This is a genomic window from Rhizobium sp. AB2/73 (assembly GCF_020871915.1).
GTDB classification, from domain to species: domain Bacteria; phylum Pseudomonadota; class Alphaproteobacteria; order Rhizobiales; family Rhizobiaceae; genus Rhizobium; species Rhizobium dioscoreae.
Genome location: NZ_CP067071.1, coordinates 3,656,357 through 3,670,916 on the forward strand (window position 1 = coordinate 3,656,357; position 14,560 = coordinate 3,670,916).

Genomic DNA, 14,560 nt, shown 5'->3' on the forward strand with positions numbered 1-14,560 from the left:
CAGCAGCTTCATCTGTTGTTCAAACCATCATCGAATCCAATTTTGACATAACATTCCCATCCACACGGCATAAATGGTGCTATCACCCATCTCGCCGCAGCCGCCCTCAATTCAAGATGAATCCCCACAGACCTTGGAGTAGTTTCAGCAAAAGCGCGGTTTCGCGTCGGAAATTACGTGAAAGCAAAGGGTGGCGATCAACGGGCCACTTTTGCCCGCTGGCGCTCGAAATAGACGAGATAGACGGCCAGCCCTAATGTCATGGCGGCCAGTCCATACCAGGTGATGGCATAGACGAGATGGCTGTTGTGGAAGGTGATCTGCGTCAGCCCGCCCACGGGCAATCCGCCGGGATTTTTCGCATCGTCGGCATCGATGAAATAGGGCGCCACGTTCTGCAGCCCCCGGGCCTCGGCGATGGCTGCCACGTCGCGTGAATACCAGCGCTCGTCCGCCGGCACGTTCGAACGCAGCAGCGTGCCTTTGGGCTCGCTGATACGCAATAGGCCGGTAACGGTGGTCTCACCGGAAATCTCGCCTTCGGCGCGCGCCGCCGGATTGCGCTTCTCTGTGGGAACGAAGCCGCGGTTGACGATGATGATTGTGCCATCTGCAAGCTTTAGCGGCGTCAGCACCCAATAGCCTGCGCCGAGAGCGGTCGAGGCATAGACCTGCACTTGCTTGTCGTTGAGGAAAGTGCCGCTTGCCTGCACATGCTTGTATTCGGAGTTTTCGGCCGTGATATCGGCCCATTGCGTCGGGCCGGGAGCCGGAACCGCCGGAGCATGGACGCGTGCGTCGACCCGGGCGATCAGATCCAGCTTCCAATGCAGCCGCTTCACTTGCCAGGTGCCGAGACCGATGAGGAGGGCAGTCAGAAGCAGAAGCAGCGACACCCAGATGACCAGGGTCAGCGTCGAGCGCGGCTTGCCCTGAGATGTGCTCGAGGAAATATCGGTCATGGCGCTGATCTCCGGGGAGGCGCTGCCGCATGATTTCGGAAGGTTCAATTCTCTTCGCTGAAGATCATGCGCGGTCGGGAAGATTTGGCTGCGGCTTTCGGCATTTCAAGCATGCGACGCGCAGCACCCGGCGGATTCCTCGCCGGAAGAGGGCGGGCCTTCGTCTGAAGGCCCGCCGTTCGAATTTACGGCATGTTGCGCATCATCTCGGGCGACATGGGCATCATGTTCGCGTTGAGGTGATGCATGACCCAGAGCGAGCCGGACAGCGCGATGATGACGATCACGATCGTAAAGATCAGCGCCATCATGTTCCAGCCGCCTTCCGAGCGGGTGTTCATGTGCAGGAAGTAGATCATGTGCACGACGATCTGGATCGCACCGAGGATCATGACGATCGCTCCGGTGACGGCCGGATCGGGGATGACCTTGGCCATGACCAGCCAGAAGGGAATGGCGGTCAGGATGACGGAGAGGATAAACCCCGTCATGTAGCTCTTGAAGGTGCCGTGCGCCGCCTCGTGGCCGCCATGGTGATCGTGGCCGTGGGCGTCGCCGGAATGATGCGAATGGTTTGCGTTCGAGCTCATCCGAGAACTCCCATGAGGTAGACGAGAGAAAACACGCCGATCCAGACGACGTCCAGGAAGTGCCAAAACATCGAAAGGCACATCAGGCGGCGCTTGTTTTCCGGAATCAGTCCATAGCGGCCAACCTGCACCATCAGCGTGATCAGCCAGATGATACCGGTGGTGACGTGCAGACCGTGCGTGCCGACCAGCGTGAAGAAGGCCGACAGGAAGGCGCTGCGCTGCGGGCCGGCACCGTCGAGGATCAGGTGATAGAACTCATAGAGTTCGAAGAAGATGAAGAGGGCGCCGAAGATGCCGGTGATCGTCAGCCACATCAGCGTGCCCGACTTGTTGTCCTTCTCCATCGCCAGCATGGCGAAGCCATAGGTAATCGAGGAGAAGAGCAGCATCGCCGTGTTGAGGGCGACGAGCGGCAGCTCGAAGAGGTCGGCCGGCGACGGACCGGCCGCATAGCTGTGGCCGAGCACGGCGAAGGTGGCGAAGAGGACTGCGAAGATCAGGCAGTCGCTCATGATGTAGATCCAGAAGCCCAGCATGGTGCTGCCTTCCGGATGATGCTCTTCCGTCATGTAGAAGGCGGGTGTTTCGCCATCCTTGGGAGCGTGTGCGGTTGGGGTCGTCATAAGTCTTACACCTGTCCTGCGAGCTGTTTCGTACGCTCGTTCTCGGTCTTAACGACCTCGTCGGCGGGGATGTGGTAGTCGCGCTTGTAGTTGAAGGTATGGCCGATCGTGATGACGATCATCGCGACGAAGGTGATGGCGGCAAGCCACCACATGTACCAGATCATCCCGAATGCGAAGCCGATGGAGAGAACGCCGAGGATGATGCCGGTGCCGGTATTCTTCGGCATGTGGATCGGGATGAAGCCTTCGGTTGGCCTGACGTAGCCGCGGTTCTTCATGTCCCACCACGCGTCATGATCGTAGACGATCGGCGTGAAGGCGAAGTTGTAGGCGGGCGGCGGCGACGAGGTGGACCATTCCAGCGTGCGGCCGCCCCACGGATCGCCCGTATGATCGCGAAGCTCTTCGCGCTTCATGAAGCTGACGGCCAGCTGGATAAGGAAGCAGGCGATACCGATGGCGATGAGACCGGCGCCGAAAGCGGCGATGATGAACCAGATCTGCAGCGACGGATCGTCGAACTGGCTGACGCGGCGGGTGACGCCCATCAGGCCGAGGATATAGAGCGGCATGAAGGCGAACCAGAAGCCGATCTGCCAGAACCAGAAGCTCATCTTGCCCCAGAACGGATCGAGCTTGAAGCCGAAGGCCTTCGGGAACCAGTAGTTGACGCCCGCGAACATGCCGAAGAGCACGCCGCCGATGATCACGTTATGGAAGTGGGCGATCAGGAACAGCGAGTTGTGCAGCACGAAGTCGGCCGGCGGAACGGCGAGCATGACGCCGGTCATGCCGCCGATGGTGAAGGTCACCATGAACCCGACGGTCCACAGCATCGGCGGTTCGTAGCGGATGCGGCCGTGATACATCGTGAACAGCCAGTTGAAGAGCTTCGCACCCGTCGGGATCGAGATGATCATCGTCGTGATGCCGAAGAAGGAGTTGACGCTGGCGCCTGAGCCCATCGTGAAGAAGTGGTGCAGCCAGACGAGGTAGGAGAGGATCATGATCACGCAGGTGGCGTAAACCATCGAGGCGTAGCCGAAGAGGCGCTTGCCGCAGAAGGTGGCGACGACTTCCGAGAAGACGCCGAAGGCCGGCAGGATCAGGATGTAGACTTCCGGGTGGCCCCAGATCCAGATGAGGTTGACATACATCATCGGATTGCCGCCGAGGTCGTTCGTGAAGAAGTTCGTGCCGGCGTAGCGGTCGAGGGTCAGCAGAGCGAGCGTGGCGGTCAGGATCGGGAAGGACGCAACGATCAGGATGTTGGTGCAGAGCGAGGTCCAGGTGAAAACGGGCATCTTCATGAAGGTCATGCCCGGCGCGCGCATCTTGACGATGGTGGCGATCAGGTTGATGCCCGACAGCGTCGTTCCGATACCTGCGACCTGCAGGCCCCAGATGTAATAATCGACACCAACATCGGGACTATAGGCGATGCCGGAAAGCGGCGGATAGGCCAGCCAGCCGGTTTTCGCGAATTCGCCGATGAAGAGCGAAATCATGATGACGATCGCGCCCGCCGTCGTCATCCAGAACGAGAAGTTGTTGAGGAACGGGAAGGAAACGTCGCGGGCGCCGATCTGCAGCGGCACCACGAGGTTCATCAGGCCCGTGACGAAGGGCATCGCCACGAAGAAGATCATGATGACGCCATGCGCCGTGAAGATCTGGTCGTAGTGATGCGGCGGCAGATAACCTTCGGATCCGTTGAAGGCGATCGCCTGCTGCAGGCGCATCAGCAGCGCGTCGGAAAAGCCGCGCAACAGCATGATCAGCGCCAGCACGACATACATGATGCCGATCTTCTTGTGGTCGATGCTGGTGAACCATTCCTTCCAGAGGTAGCCCCAGAGGCGGAAATAGGTCAGCAGGCCGAGGACGGCGATGCCGCCGATGGCGACGCCGATGAAGGTCACGACGAGGATCGGCTCGTGATACGGGATCGAGTCGAGCGTCAGCCGACCGAAGATGAATTTATAGAGGTCCGGGTTGGAAAACATGGATTGCCTCTGTCCCTTATGAATGTCTTGTTATTGAGCGCACCGGATCAATGACCCTGATGCTGCGCCGAACCGGTCGACGAATCGGAAGAAGAGCCGTTGCCCATATCCATGCCCGGCATGGAGTTGTCGCCATGCTGCATGGTGTGGCCGGCGCCGCCGTCGGCCTTGACCGGCGTCACTTCGGCAGAGGCGCCATCGCGGTTGTCGTAGATCAGGCGCTCGCGATTTTCGTGGCTTTCCTTGCCGCCGCCGCCCTTGGCGTCGATATGCATCATCTCGCTCATGCACATCTTGCTCGGATCGGCGCACATGTTGAGGATGGCGTTGTAGAGACCATCGTCGACGGCGTTGAAGTAGCGCACCGGCTCGCGTTCGCTGGGCTTGGCAAGCGCCAGATACTCCTGGCGGCCGAGCGCCGTGCCCTGGCTCTTTGCCTTCTGGACCCACTGGTCGAAACCGGCCTGATCCAAACCGTGAAACTTGAAGCGCATGTTCGAGAAGCCGGCGCCGCTATAGTTGGCCGACAGGCCCTGGAATTCGCCGGGATGATTGATGACGGCGTGGAGCTTCGTCTCCATGCCCGGCATGGCGTAGATCTGGCCTGCCAGCGCCGGGATGAAGAAGGAGTTCATTACCGAGGAGGCCGTGATCTTGAAGTTGATCGGGCGGTCGACGGGAGCTGCCATCTCGTTCACGGTGGCGATGCCGTATTCCGGATAGAAGAAGAGCCATTTCCAGTCGAGCGCGACCACCTCCACCGTCAGCGGCTTCACGTCGGCGCTGAGCGGCTTGTCGGCGGCAATGCGATCGAGCGGGCGATAGGGGTCGAGCTGATGGGTGCTGATCCAGGTTACCGCGCCGAGCGCGATGATGATGGCAAGCGGAGCAGACCAGATGACCAGCTCTAGACGTGTCGAATGATGCCACTCCGGCTCGTAGGTCGCTTCGTTGTTCGACTGGCGGTATCTCCAGGCGAAGAACAGCGTCAGGAAGATCACCGGGATGATGATGATCAGCATCAGCACGACCGAGACGATGATGAGGTCTCGCTGCTGCATGGCGATATCGCCGGAGGGAGCCATCACCACCAGATTGCAACCTGAGAGCAGCAAAAACAAAGGGATGACGGATAAACGGCTGAAAATCTTCGATAGTCTTGGCACGTCTTAAAGCTCTTTTTGTTTCGACCCTACCGCGACTAAAGGACGGCGGTCATGAACGATATGAGGTGTTTCGTCGCACCGCAGCAAGCTTGAGTGCATTGCGGTATGGAATGCTGTCCCACGTATCGGGAAAACCCTCAGAAATCCAGAAGGTTTTCTATCAAGCAATTCGCTTTTGCCGGCGCTAATATACCTGGATCGGAACAAATGGCCATCACCGGCGGTTTTTCTTCGTCCGGAGCGCGGCGCCAAAGGCAGATAATGGCTCGACCGATTGCTAATTTGCGAATTATTTCATGCTGGATACTTGATATGTTCGCACGTTTGATCGACATTTTCATTACGCGCGAATTCGTGGAGGAATTCGTGCTCGGAGAGGGAGGCTCCCGCGCATGGTCAGCGTAACGCATGAATCACTGAACCCCACATCTTCAACTCTGGAGAGCGATGCCCGCAGCATGCATGCGGGGGGCTCGGTCGCACCCGGCAACATTGCCATCGGCGTGATCATTGGTCGCACGTCGGAATTCTTCGATTTCTTCGTCTATGCCATTGCATCCGTACTGGTCTTCCCGAAGCTCATCTTCCCCTTCGCCGACCCGCTGCATGGCACGATGCTTTCCTTCCTGGTCTTCGCGCTGGCCTTCATCGCCCGTCCGATCGGTTCGTTCATCTTCATGGCGATCGACCGGCGCTACGGGCGCGGGGTAAAACTCACGATCGCGCTGTTCCTGCTTGGCGGCTCGACGGCCGCGATGAGCTTCCTGCCCGGCTATTCGGAAGTCGGTGTCTATGCAGTCATCCTGCTTGCCATTTTCCGCATCGGTCAGGGCCTTGCACTTGGTGGTGCATGGGACGGCTTGGCCTCGCTCCTGGCGCTTAACGCACCGACGAACCATCGTGGCTGGTATGCGATGATCCCGCAGCTCGGCGCCCCGATCGGCTTCATGCTGGCAAGCGCTCTGTTTGCCTATTTCGTCACGAGCCTCACGACGGCGGACTTCCTGGATTGGGGCTGGCGCTATCCCTTCTTTTGCGCCTTCGCGGTCAACGTCGTCGCGCTCTTCGCCCGCCTGCGCCTGGTGGCGACCGAGGAATTCGGCACGCTCTTGGAGCGTCATGAGCTCGAGCCCGTGAAGATGACGGAGCTGCTGCGCGTGCATGGCCGCGATGTCCTGATCGGCGCCTTCGTGCCGCTGGCAAGCTTTGCGACCTTCCACCTCGTGACCGTCTTCCCGCTTGGCTGGGTGACACTTTACAGCGAGCAGACTCCCGGTTCGTTCCTGCTGGTGGAGTTCCTCGGCGCGATCTGCGGCATTCTCGCCATCATCTGTTCCGGTATGCTCGCCGACCGGATCGGCCGCCGCAATCAGCTCGCCATCGGCGCCGTGCTGATCGCCTGCTTCGCCTTCGTGGCACCCTGGCTGCTTGATGGCGGTGCGACCGGGCGCCACATCTATGTGGTTCTCGGCTTCACGCTGCTCGGCCTCTCCTTCGGCCAGGCGGCCGGTGCCAGCGCTTCCCGCTTCAGCCAGAACTATCGCTATAGCGGCTCGGCCCTTGTGTCGGATCTCTCCTGGCTGATCGGTGCCGGCTTCGCGCCCTTCGTAGCGCTTGCCCTCTCCAGTCAGTTCGGCCTCGTCTATACCAGCCTCTATCTGCTGTCGGGCGTCGTCTGCACGCTGATCGCCATCTTCTTCAGCAAGACGCTGGAGACGCGGGACAACTGAGTCAGATTCGCGAAATGAAATAAGGCTGCGGCATGAAAGTGCCGCGGCCTTTTTCGTTCAGGCTGTATGCAGGAGCCACGCGATCAGCGGCGCTGCCAGGACGTTCGTCACTCCTACAAGCACCATGACGAGACCGGCGATCGACCCTTCCTCGCGACCGATCTCATGCGCCTTGGCGACACCGATGCCATGCGCGCCCATGCCATAGAGCGCGCCGCGCGCCATGCTTGATCTGAGCGGCAGCAGCCGTAACAGGGTTTGCCCGACAACAGCGCCGAGCAAGCCGGTGATGACGACGAAGACGGCCGTCAGATTGGGGACGCCGCCGATATCGCCGGAAACCACCATGGCGAACGGCGTGCTGATCGAGCGCGGCATCAGGCTGAGCCGCAGGTTCTCATCAAGGCCGAGAAGGCTTGCGAGCCCCCAGGCCGAAACCATGGCCGTGGCACTGCCGACGCTCACGCCAAACAGCAGGACCGGCCAATAGCGCTGGATGAGCCCGCGCTGTTCGTAGATCGGCACGGCGAAGGCGACGGTCGCAGGCCCGAGCAAGGCAAGCAGCCAGCGGCTGTCATGCATATAGTCCTGGTAATTGACGTGCAGCATGAGCGCGATCGCAATCAAAGCCGCCGGTGCCGCCACCAGCGGCGACAGCCAGAGCGAAGGCCGGCGCCGATAGAGCACCTTTGATATGTAATAGAGGCCGATTGTCGCCAGCGGCCAGAATAGGCCGGCTGCGGCACTTTCAATGCTGGACATGGCGGGGTGCTCCCTGGCGCATCATCAGCCGGTAGCCGAAATCGATCGCTATCGCGGTGACACCCATGACGATGATGGTGCCTGCGAAGATCACGGCAAGCACTTTCAGCCCGATGATACCGATGAATTCGCCATGATCGAGCAAAGCCAGCACCGCCGGTACGAAGAACAACAGCATTTCGGCGAGAAACCACTCCGCGCCACGCTTCATGCTCGCCAGCTTCACTTTGCCGCTCGCAAACAGCACCAGCACCAGCAGCATGCCGGCGATGGCGCCGGGTATCGGCAGATGTGCCAGGCAGACAATGGCTTCGCCCGCTTGCCAGAAGGCAAGCAGCAGCAGGATCTGAGCGAGGCAGCTCAATTTCGGATGATTCTTTGGGTCGATACGCATGGAAGGCTCGGGAAACTCTCGATCTGACAATAGGCGCTTCCATTCCATGAAGAAAATGAATTGATTTCATAAAGTCAAGTCCTATAAGGAATACTTATGGAGCTTCGGACACTGAAAGCCTTCGTCGAAGTGGTGCGCCAGGGCGGCTTTTCGGAAGCCGCCAAGGTGGTGTTCACCACGCAATCGGCCGTCAGCAAGGCGGTGCGCCAGCTGGAGGACGAGCTTGGCCTGCCGCTGCTCAACCGCATCGGCCATCGCGCGACCCTGACCGATGCTGGCGAGGTGGTCTATCGTCGGGCAATTGCGATCCTTGCCGGGCGCGACGATCTGCTGGCGGAATTGTCGGAGCTTCGTGGGCTCGCGCGCGGCGCCCTGCGGCTTGGCCTGCCGCCGATCGGCAACGATGCCCTCTTCGCTCCGGTGTTCGCCGTCTTCCGCAATCGTTATCCGGGCATAGAGATCAGACTGGTGGAGCAGGGCGCCAAGCGGCTCGAGGAAATGGTGCTGGCCGATGAGGTCGATCTCGGCGCCTCACTGTTGCCGATGCCCGATGTCTTCGAGTGGCAGCCCGTGCGCTGCGAGCCGATGCATGTCCTCCTACCGTCGACGCATCCGCTTGCCGGGCAGCAAACGGTGCCGCTGGCGGCACTCAAGGACAATCCCTTTCTCCTCTTCGAAACGGGCTTCGCGCTGAACGGCATTATTCTCGACGCCTGCCGCGCGGCTGGCTTCGCGCCTGACATTGCCGCGCGTTCAAGCCAGATCAATTTCATTGTCGAACTGGTTGCTGCGGGCCTCGGTGTAGGCTTCCTGCCGCGGCTGATCGCCGAACAGCGCCAGCGTTCCGGCATCGCCCATGCGCTCGTCGTCGAACCCGGCATGGAGTGGAACATGGCCTGGATCTGGCGGCGGGGCGGATATCTGTCGCATGCCGGTCGCGCCTGGCTCGAGCTCGCTGCGGAAATCGCGGCTAAATCTTGACTCCGTTATCAAACTTTTGTGATAAGCAGGCATCACCGTAAACTTGAAAAAAATGGTCAGGAAAAATATAGGCTACCCCATCGCCGCCCGATGGCGGTGGCTTCCAAGCGAGAGGACTTAATGACTTTTTCCTTTTCTCATCTCACCAGCGCGCTGGCGCTTGCCGCAGGCCTCGCCGTCGCTCCGATGATAGCGCATGCCGCCGAATCCGAAGGCATCGTCGTCTACAATGCCCAGCATGAGACGCTGACGCAGGCATGGGCGGATGGCTTCACCAAGGAAACCGGCATCAAGGTTACGATCCGCAACGGCAGCGACATGCAGTTTGCCAACCAGATTGTCCAGGAAGGCGCTGCCTCTCCGGCAGACGTTTATCTGACGGAAAATTCGCCGGGCATGGCACTGGTGGACGCCAACAAGCTCTTCGCTCCGGTCGATGCCGCGACACTGGCGCAGGTGCCGGAAACCTTCAAGGCAGCCGATGGCAATTGGGTCGGCGTCGCCGCCCGTTCCACCGTTTTCGCCTATGACAAGACCAAGCTGAAGGAAGCCGATCTGCCGAAATCGCTCCTCGATCTCGCAGATCCCAAGTGGAAGGGCCGTTGGGGCGCTTCGCCGGCCGGCGCCGATTTCCAGGCGATCGTCAGCGCGCTGCTTGAGCTGAAGGGCGAGGACGCAACCCGCGCATGGCTGAAGGCGATGAAGGAAAATGCGAGCTTCTACAAGGGCAACAGTGTCGCGATGAAGGCCGTCAATGCCGGCGAGATCGAAGGCGCTGTGATCTATCACTATTACTGGTTCGGCGATCAGGCCAAGACCGGCGAAAACAGCAAGAATGTCTCGCTGCACTATTTCAAGAACCAGGATCCGGGCGCCTTCGTCAGCATTTCCGGTGGCGGCGTGCTGGCATCCAGCCAGCATCAGAAGGAAGCACAGGCGTTCCTGAAATGGATCACCGGCAAGGGTGGCCAGGCCGTTCTGCGCGATGGCAATTCCTATGAATATGCCGTCGGCAACGGCGAGGCTTCCAATCCGAAGCTCGTTCCGCTCTCCGATCTCCAGGCTCCGAAAGTCGAGCCTTCGAAGCTGAACAGCAAGAAGGTTACCGACCTGATGACGGAAGCTGGTCTCATCTAAGGCGAAAGCCCGCGCCGCAGCGCTTTTCGCGCGCGTTCGGCCGGGCTTTGCTCTTGCAACACTGTCCTATGCCCTGCTAGGGGCATAGGACATACGAATGGTCTCTAGGGCCGATCGATCGGGCAACCGCCGTCAGCGGCGGTTGCCTTCCTATTTCAGGGCGTGAAAGGCAGCTCGGATTTGCTGCAGAAGAACACATATGCCGGCGAGGCCGCCGCCATGCGAATGCCCCCGTTGACGGCTGCTCCCCGTAGCCGCGTCCGGCATGCATCCGTTGTCGCCCTTGCTTCGATCGTGGCGCTTCTTAGCCTGGTCCCGCTCGGCTTCATCGTCTGGATCACGATCGACACCGGCTGGGCAGAAGTCGTCGCCCTGGTTTTCCGTAGCCGCGTCGGCGATCTGCTCGTCAATACCGTCCTGCTCGAAGTCTGCACCATCCCGTTTTCCATCCTGCTGGCGGTCACGCTCGCCTGGTTGACGGAACGTACCGATATTCCCGGCGCGCGCCTCTGGTCTTGGCTGGCGGCCGCACCGCTTGCCGTGCCCGCTTTCGTGCACAGCTATGCCTGGGTCAGTCTCGTGCCGAGTATGCGCGGGCTCTGGAGCGGCGTGCTGGTCTCGGTGCTCGCCTATTTTCCCTTCCTCTACCTGCCGGTCGCGGCCGCCTTGCGCCGGCTCGATCCGGCGATCGAGGATGCTGCCGCCTCGCTCGGCCTCGGCCCCTGGCGCGTTTTCTTCCGGGCAATCCTGCCGCAGCTTCGTCTCGCCATCTGCGGCGGCTCGCTACTGATCGGCTTGCATCTCCTGGCGGAATACGGCCTCTACGTTATGATCCGCTTCGACACGTTTTCGACGGCCATCGTCGATCAGTTCCAGTCTGCCTATAACAGCCCGGCGGCAAACATGCTCGGCGGCGTGCTCGTCTTCTGCTGCCTGCTGCTGCTCGGTATCGAGGTGCTGGTGCGCGGCAACGAGCGTTATGCCCGCATCGGCTCGGGTGCCGCCCGCCCCGCCGATCGCCGTCGTCTCGGCTGGTTCGTCGTTCCCGCGGTCGCGCTGCCCATCGTTACCGCCGCATTGACGCTCGGTGTTCCCTTCGTCACCCTGGCCCGCTGGCTTTACCTTGGCGGTGCCGACGTCTGGCGGATCGATACGGTCGGCTCGGCCTTGCTGCAGACCATTCTTCTCGCGATCGCCGGCGGCCTTCTTGCCACCATTGCAGCAGCCCCCATGGCATGGCTGTCGGTGCGCGCGCCCGGCCGGCTGCAGCGCATTCTCGAAGCATGCCACTATTATGTCGGCTCGCTGCCGGGCGTCGTCGTCGCCCTGGCCCTGGTGTCGATCACCGTCCGGCTGATCCTGCCGCTCTATCAGACCTTTGCGACGCTGCTGCTCGCCTATGTGCTGCTGTTCCTGCCGCGCGCCATGGTCGGCTTGCGCGCCAGCATCGCCCAGGCGCCCGTCGAGCTTGAGCGTGCAGCCATGGCGCTCGGCCGCACGCCGGCGCAGGCGGTACGACAGATTACCATGCGCCTTGCTGCTCCCGGCTTTGCGGCCAGTGTCGCGCTCGTCGCGCTCGGCATCACCAACGAGCTGACGGCGACGCTGATGCTCTCTCCCAACGGCACGGAAACGCTGGCGACGAAATTCTGGTCGTTGACCAGCGAGATCGATTATGTTTCCGCGGCACCCTACGCCTTCATGATGGTCGTCCTGTCGCTGCCGCTCACCCTTCTTCTCTACGTGCAATCCAAGCGAACGGCCGGACAATGACCTTTCTGGCGATCAAGAATATCAGCAAGCGTTATGGTCCCGTGCAGGCGCTCGACAATATCGACCTCACGGTAGCCGCCGGCACCCGCACGGCCATCGTCGGCCCCTCCGGCTCGGGCAAGACGACGCTGCTGCGCATCATCGCCGGCTTCGAAACGCCCGATGCGGGCCAGGTGGTGCTTCAGGGCGAAACCCTGGCGGATGGCGAAGCTATCGTGCCGGCGCATCGGCGCGGCATCGGCATCGTCTCGCAGGATGGCGCCCTGTTTCCGCATCTGAGCGTATCGGAAAATATCGGTTTCGGCATGGAACGCGGTGCGCGCGATCGCGATCAGCGCATCAATGCCCTCATCGATATGGTCGAGCTCGATCGCGGCATGCTCGATCGCCGTCCGCATCAGCTCTCCGGCGGCCAGCAGCAGCGCGTCGCGCTTGCTCGCGCGCTCGGCCGGAAGCCGCGATTGATGCTGCTCGATGAGCCTTTTTCCGCTCTCGATACCGGCTTGCGCGAAAACATGCGCAAGGCCGTTGCCCGCGTGCTACAGATCGCCGGCATCACGGCGGTCCTGGTGACGCATGATCAGGCGGAGGCGCTGTCCTTTGCCGATCAGGTTGCTGTCCTGCGCGAAGGTAAGCTTATACAGGCCGGCACGCCGCAGGCGCTCTATCTCAGCCCCAGGGATCGCGAGACGGCCTTCTTCCTTGGCGATGCCATCGTGTTGCCGGCCGATCTCGTTAATGGGTCAGCGAAGTGTGTGCTTGGGCAGATTGCGGTCGATGCCGGTAACCGGCAGGGTCGCACCGACATTATGTTGCGGCCCGAGCAATTGCGCCTCCGGGCGATCGATGAGGCCGGAACGGATGCTGCCTGTATCGGCAAGGTGACCGAAATCGAGTTTGGTGGAGCTGTCTGCGCCGTTACGGTCGTACTCTCCAACGGCTCCGAGACGCTGAATATCAAGAGCTCCGGCGTTGGCCTTCCCGAAGTGGGCAGCATGGTTTCGGTGAGCGTCATCGGCAAGGCACATGTCTTCAACAGGCTCGACACCTGAGCGCTAATTCGGGTTGAAGCAGGCGATGCTTTGCGGAAGATAAAGCATGTCGCGCAAAAGTGTGCAGCCGTTTTGCGACGACGACATGTGTCAATTCAAGGTCCTAAAGCGCAAGAAGCGAATCTGAAAGATCGCGGTGCGCTTTAGGCACCCATCATCGTGCCTCACGCCGAAGGAATCTCTCCATGTCTTTTCCCGATGAGATCGAGCCGGATCTTCCTTTCCTCACCTCGCTTCGCCGCAATCTTCATGCCCATCCGGAACTCGGTTTCGAGGAGGAACGCACCAGCGGCATCGTTGCCACCTTGCTGGAGGAGGCAGGGCTGACGGTGCATCGCGGCCTCGGCAAGACGGGTGTCGTCGGTACGCTACAGGTCGGCAATGGCACGCGCCGCATTGGGCTTCGTGCCGATATGGATGCACTCGCCATGCCTGAAAAGGGCAATCGCCCGTATAAATCCACCATTCCGGGCAAGATGCATGCCTGTGGGCATGATGGCCATACAACCATGCTGCTCGGTGCCGCTCGTCATCTGGCGGCCACGCGCAGCTTTTCCGGCACGGTGCATTTCATCTTCCAGCCGGCCGAAGAAGGCCGAGGCGGTGCCAAGCGCATGGTGGGCGAAGGCCTTTTCGATCTCTTCCCCTGCGATGCCGTTTACGGGTTGCACAATATGCCCGGTCTTGCGGCCGACGAGATGGCGGTCGTCGAAGGGCCGCAGCTTGCCTCCTCGGACAGCTGGCGCGTCACCTTCCGCGGCACTGGCACCCACGGCGCCAAGCCGCATCTCGGCAAGGACCCGATCACGGCGGCAGCAACCTTCATTTCCGCGCTGCAAACCATTGTCGGCCGCGTCGTCGATCCGCTGCAGCCAGCCGTCGTCAGTGCTTGCTCGCTACAGGCGGGCGACCCCAAAGCGCTAAATGTGATACCAGATACGGTCGAGATCGGCGGCACCGCGCGCGCCTATACGCCTGAGGTCCGCGATCAACTGGAAGAGGAGATCGGTCGTCTGGCGCATGGGACTGCAGCCATGTTCAACATTGCCGTCGACTATCAATTCGAGCGCCGCATCCCGCCCGTTGTCAACGATGCCGATGCCACGGCGCGGGCGCTGAAAGCTGCGACGACGGTCTTTGGCGAGAATGTGCTGACCCGCTTTCCACCATCGACGGCAGGCGACGATTTCGCCTTCTTCGGCCAGAATGCTCCCGGCTGCTATGTCTGGCTCGGCAATGGCCCCGCCGTTGACGGCGCCCTGCATCACAATACTGCCTATGATTTCAACGACGCGGCGATCGCCTCCGGCGTGGCCTTCTGGACGACACTGGTCGAGCAGGAATTGAGAGAGGAGTGAGACAGGTCTCAACGTGCCTC

The 14,560-nt window shown here is 60.9% G+C and carries 13 protein-coding genes; 6 read left to right on the top strand and 7 right to left on the bottom strand.

Features of this window, described 5'->3' with window-relative positions; translation table 11 throughout:
• Positions 1 to 197: 197 nt before the first annotated feature.
• The 5 genes from I8E17_RS17935 to cyoA all read right to left on the bottom strand — a co-directional run bounded on the left by I8E17_RS17935 (position 198) and on the right by cyoA (position 5,353).
• Positions 198 to 962 carry an SURF1 family protein gene (locus I8E17_RS17935; protein ID WP_113366827.1) on the bottom strand — a complete coding sequence of 255 codons (765 nt, stop codon included), beginning with the start codon at positions 960 to 962 and terminating at the stop codon, positions 198 to 200.
• Between the two features lie 185 nt (positions 963 to 1,147).
• Positions 1,148 to 1,552: a cytochrome o ubiquinol oxidase subunit IV gene (gene cyoD / locus I8E17_RS17940; RefSeq protein ID WP_092714481.1), complete on the bottom strand. Its 405-nt coding sequence runs from the start codon at positions 1,550 to 1,552 to the stop codon at positions 1,148 to 1,150.
• Positions 1,549 to 2,178, bottom strand: a complete 630-nt coding sequence (cyoC, locus tag I8E17_RS17945; RefSeq protein ID WP_112722823.1) for a cytochrome o ubiquinol oxidase subunit III — start codon at positions 2,176 to 2,178, stop codon at positions 1,549 to 1,551. The genes cyoD and cyoC overlap by 4 nt, the downstream gene beginning before the upstream one ends.
• 5 nt (positions 2,179 to 2,183) lie before the next feature.
• On the bottom strand, positions 2,184 to 4,187 hold the full coding sequence (gene cyoB / locus I8E17_RS17950) for a cytochrome o ubiquinol oxidase subunit I (RefSeq protein WP_069610896.1): 2,004 nt from the start codon (positions 4,185 to 4,187) through the stop codon (positions 2,184 to 2,186).
• A gap of 47 nt (positions 4,188 to 4,234) precedes the next feature.
• Positions 4,235 to 5,353, bottom strand: a complete 1,119-nt coding sequence (gene cyoA, locus I8E17_RS17955) for a ubiquinol oxidase subunit II (protein WP_069610897.1) — start codon at positions 5,351 to 5,353, stop codon at positions 4,235 to 4,237.
• Between the two features lie 392 nt (positions 5,354 to 5,745).
• Here cyoA and I8E17_RS17960 point away from each other — a divergent pair, with 392 nt between their 5' ends.
• Positions 5,746 to 7,083 (top strand): MFS transporter, encoded by a 1,338-nt coding sequence (locus tag I8E17_RS17960; protein WP_113366826.1) that lies wholly within the window; start codon positions 5,746 to 5,748, stop codon positions 7,081 to 7,083.
• Positions 7,084 to 7,140: 57 nt separating this feature from the next.
• On the opposite strand, the gene I8E17_RS17965 is transcribed toward I8E17_RS17960, so the two are convergent.
• Together I8E17_RS17965 and I8E17_RS17970 are read right to left on the bottom strand one after the other, a co-directional pair.
• On the bottom strand, positions 7,141 to 7,845 hold the full coding sequence (locus I8E17_RS17965) for an LrgB family protein (protein WP_113366825.1): 705 nt from the start codon (positions 7,843 to 7,845) through the stop codon (positions 7,141 to 7,143).
• Positions 7,832 to 8,239 carry a CidA/LrgA family protein gene (locus I8E17_RS17970; protein ID WP_112722825.1) on the bottom strand — a complete coding sequence of 136 codons (408 nt, stop codon included), beginning with the start codon at positions 8,237 to 8,239 and terminating at the stop codon, positions 7,832 to 7,834. Before I8E17_RS17970 ends, I8E17_RS17965 begins: the two co-directional genes overlap by 14 nt.
• 96 nt (positions 8,240 to 8,335) lie before the next feature.
• Here I8E17_RS17970 and I8E17_RS17975 point away from each other — a divergent pair, with 96 nt between their 5' ends.
• The 5 genes from I8E17_RS17975 to I8E17_RS17995 all read left to right on the top strand — a co-directional run bounded on the left by I8E17_RS17975 (position 8,336) and on the right by I8E17_RS17995 (position 14,540).
• Positions 8,336 to 9,220 (top strand): LysR family transcriptional regulator, encoded by an 885-nt coding sequence (locus I8E17_RS17975; protein ID WP_069610901.1) that lies wholly within the window; start codon positions 8,336 to 8,338, stop codon positions 9,218 to 9,220.
• A 120-nt stretch (positions 9,221 to 9,340) separates the two neighbouring features.
• Entirely contained in the window at positions 9,341 to 10,357 is a 1,017-nt protein-coding gene (locus tag I8E17_RS17980) for an iron ABC transporter substrate-binding protein (RefSeq protein WP_113366824.1), read from the top strand.
• 219 nt (positions 10,358 to 10,576) lie between these two features.
• Positions 10,577 to 12,130, top strand: coding sequence for an iron ABC transporter permease (locus tag I8E17_RS17985; RefSeq protein ID WP_229002130.1), 1,554 nt, complete (start codon positions 10,577 to 10,579; stop codon positions 12,128 to 12,130).
• Positions 12,127 to 13,182: an ABC transporter ATP-binding protein gene (locus I8E17_RS17990; protein WP_113366822.1), complete on the top strand. Its 1,056-nt coding sequence runs from the start codon at positions 12,127 to 12,129 to the stop codon at positions 13,180 to 13,182. Before I8E17_RS17985 ends, I8E17_RS17990 begins: the two co-directional genes overlap by 4 nt.
• 185 nt (positions 13,183 to 13,367) lie before the next feature.
• Positions 13,368 to 14,540 carry a M20 aminoacylase family protein gene (locus I8E17_RS17995; protein WP_113366821.1) on the top strand — a complete coding sequence of 391 codons (1,173 nt, stop codon included), beginning with the start codon at positions 13,368 to 13,370 and terminating at the stop codon, positions 14,538 to 14,540.
• The last annotated feature ends 20 nt before the right edge of the window (positions 14,541 to 14,560 follow it).

What these genes read in the sequence shown, in the direction of transcription:
- I8E17_RS17935 (WP_113366827.1), bottom strand. Translation starts at nt 962, where the DNA reads ATGACCGATATTTCCTCGAGCACATCTCAGGGCAAGCCGCGCTCGACG.
- cyoD (WP_092714481.1), bottom strand. Translation starts at nt 1,552, where the DNA reads ATGAGCTCGAACGCAAACCATTCGCATCATTCCGGCGACGCCCACGGC.
- cyoC (WP_112722823.1), bottom strand. Translation starts at nt 2,178, where the DNA reads ATGACGACCCCAACCGCACACGCTCCCAAGGATGGCGAAACACCCGCC.
- cyoB (WP_069610896.1), bottom strand. Translation starts at nt 4,187, where the DNA reads ATGTTTTCCAACCCGGACCTCTATAAATTCATCTTCGGTCGGCTGACG.
- I8E17_RS17960 (WP_113366826.1), top strand. Translation starts at nt 5,746, where the DNA reads ATGGTCAGCGTAACGCATGAATCACTGAACCCCACATCTTCAACTCTG.
- I8E17_RS17965 (WP_113366825.1), bottom strand. Translation starts at nt 7,845, where the DNA reads ATGTCCAGCATTGAAAGTGCCGCAGCCGGCCTATTCTGGCCGCTGGCG.
- I8E17_RS17970 (WP_112722825.1), bottom strand. Translation starts at nt 8,239, where the DNA reads ATGCGTATCGACCCAAAGAATCATCCGAAATTGAGCTGCCTCGCTCAG.
- I8E17_RS17975 (WP_069610901.1), top strand. Translation starts at nt 8,336, where the DNA reads ATGGAGCTTCGGACACTGAAAGCCTTCGTCGAAGTGGTGCGCCAGGGC.
- I8E17_RS17980 (WP_113366824.1), top strand. Translation starts at nt 9,341, where the DNA reads ATGACTTTTTCCTTTTCTCATCTCACCAGCGCGCTGGCGCTTGCCGCA.
- I8E17_RS17985 (WP_229002130.1), top strand. Translation starts at nt 10,577, where the DNA reads ATGCGAATGCCCCCGTTGACGGCTGCTCCCCGTAGCCGCGTCCGGCAT.
- I8E17_RS17990 (WP_113366822.1), top strand. Translation starts at nt 12,127, where the DNA reads ATGACCTTTCTGGCGATCAAGAATATCAGCAAGCGTTATGGTCCCGTG.
- I8E17_RS17995 (WP_113366821.1), top strand. Translation starts at nt 13,368, where the DNA reads ATGTCTTTTCCCGATGAGATCGAGCCGGATCTTCCTTTCCTCACCTCG.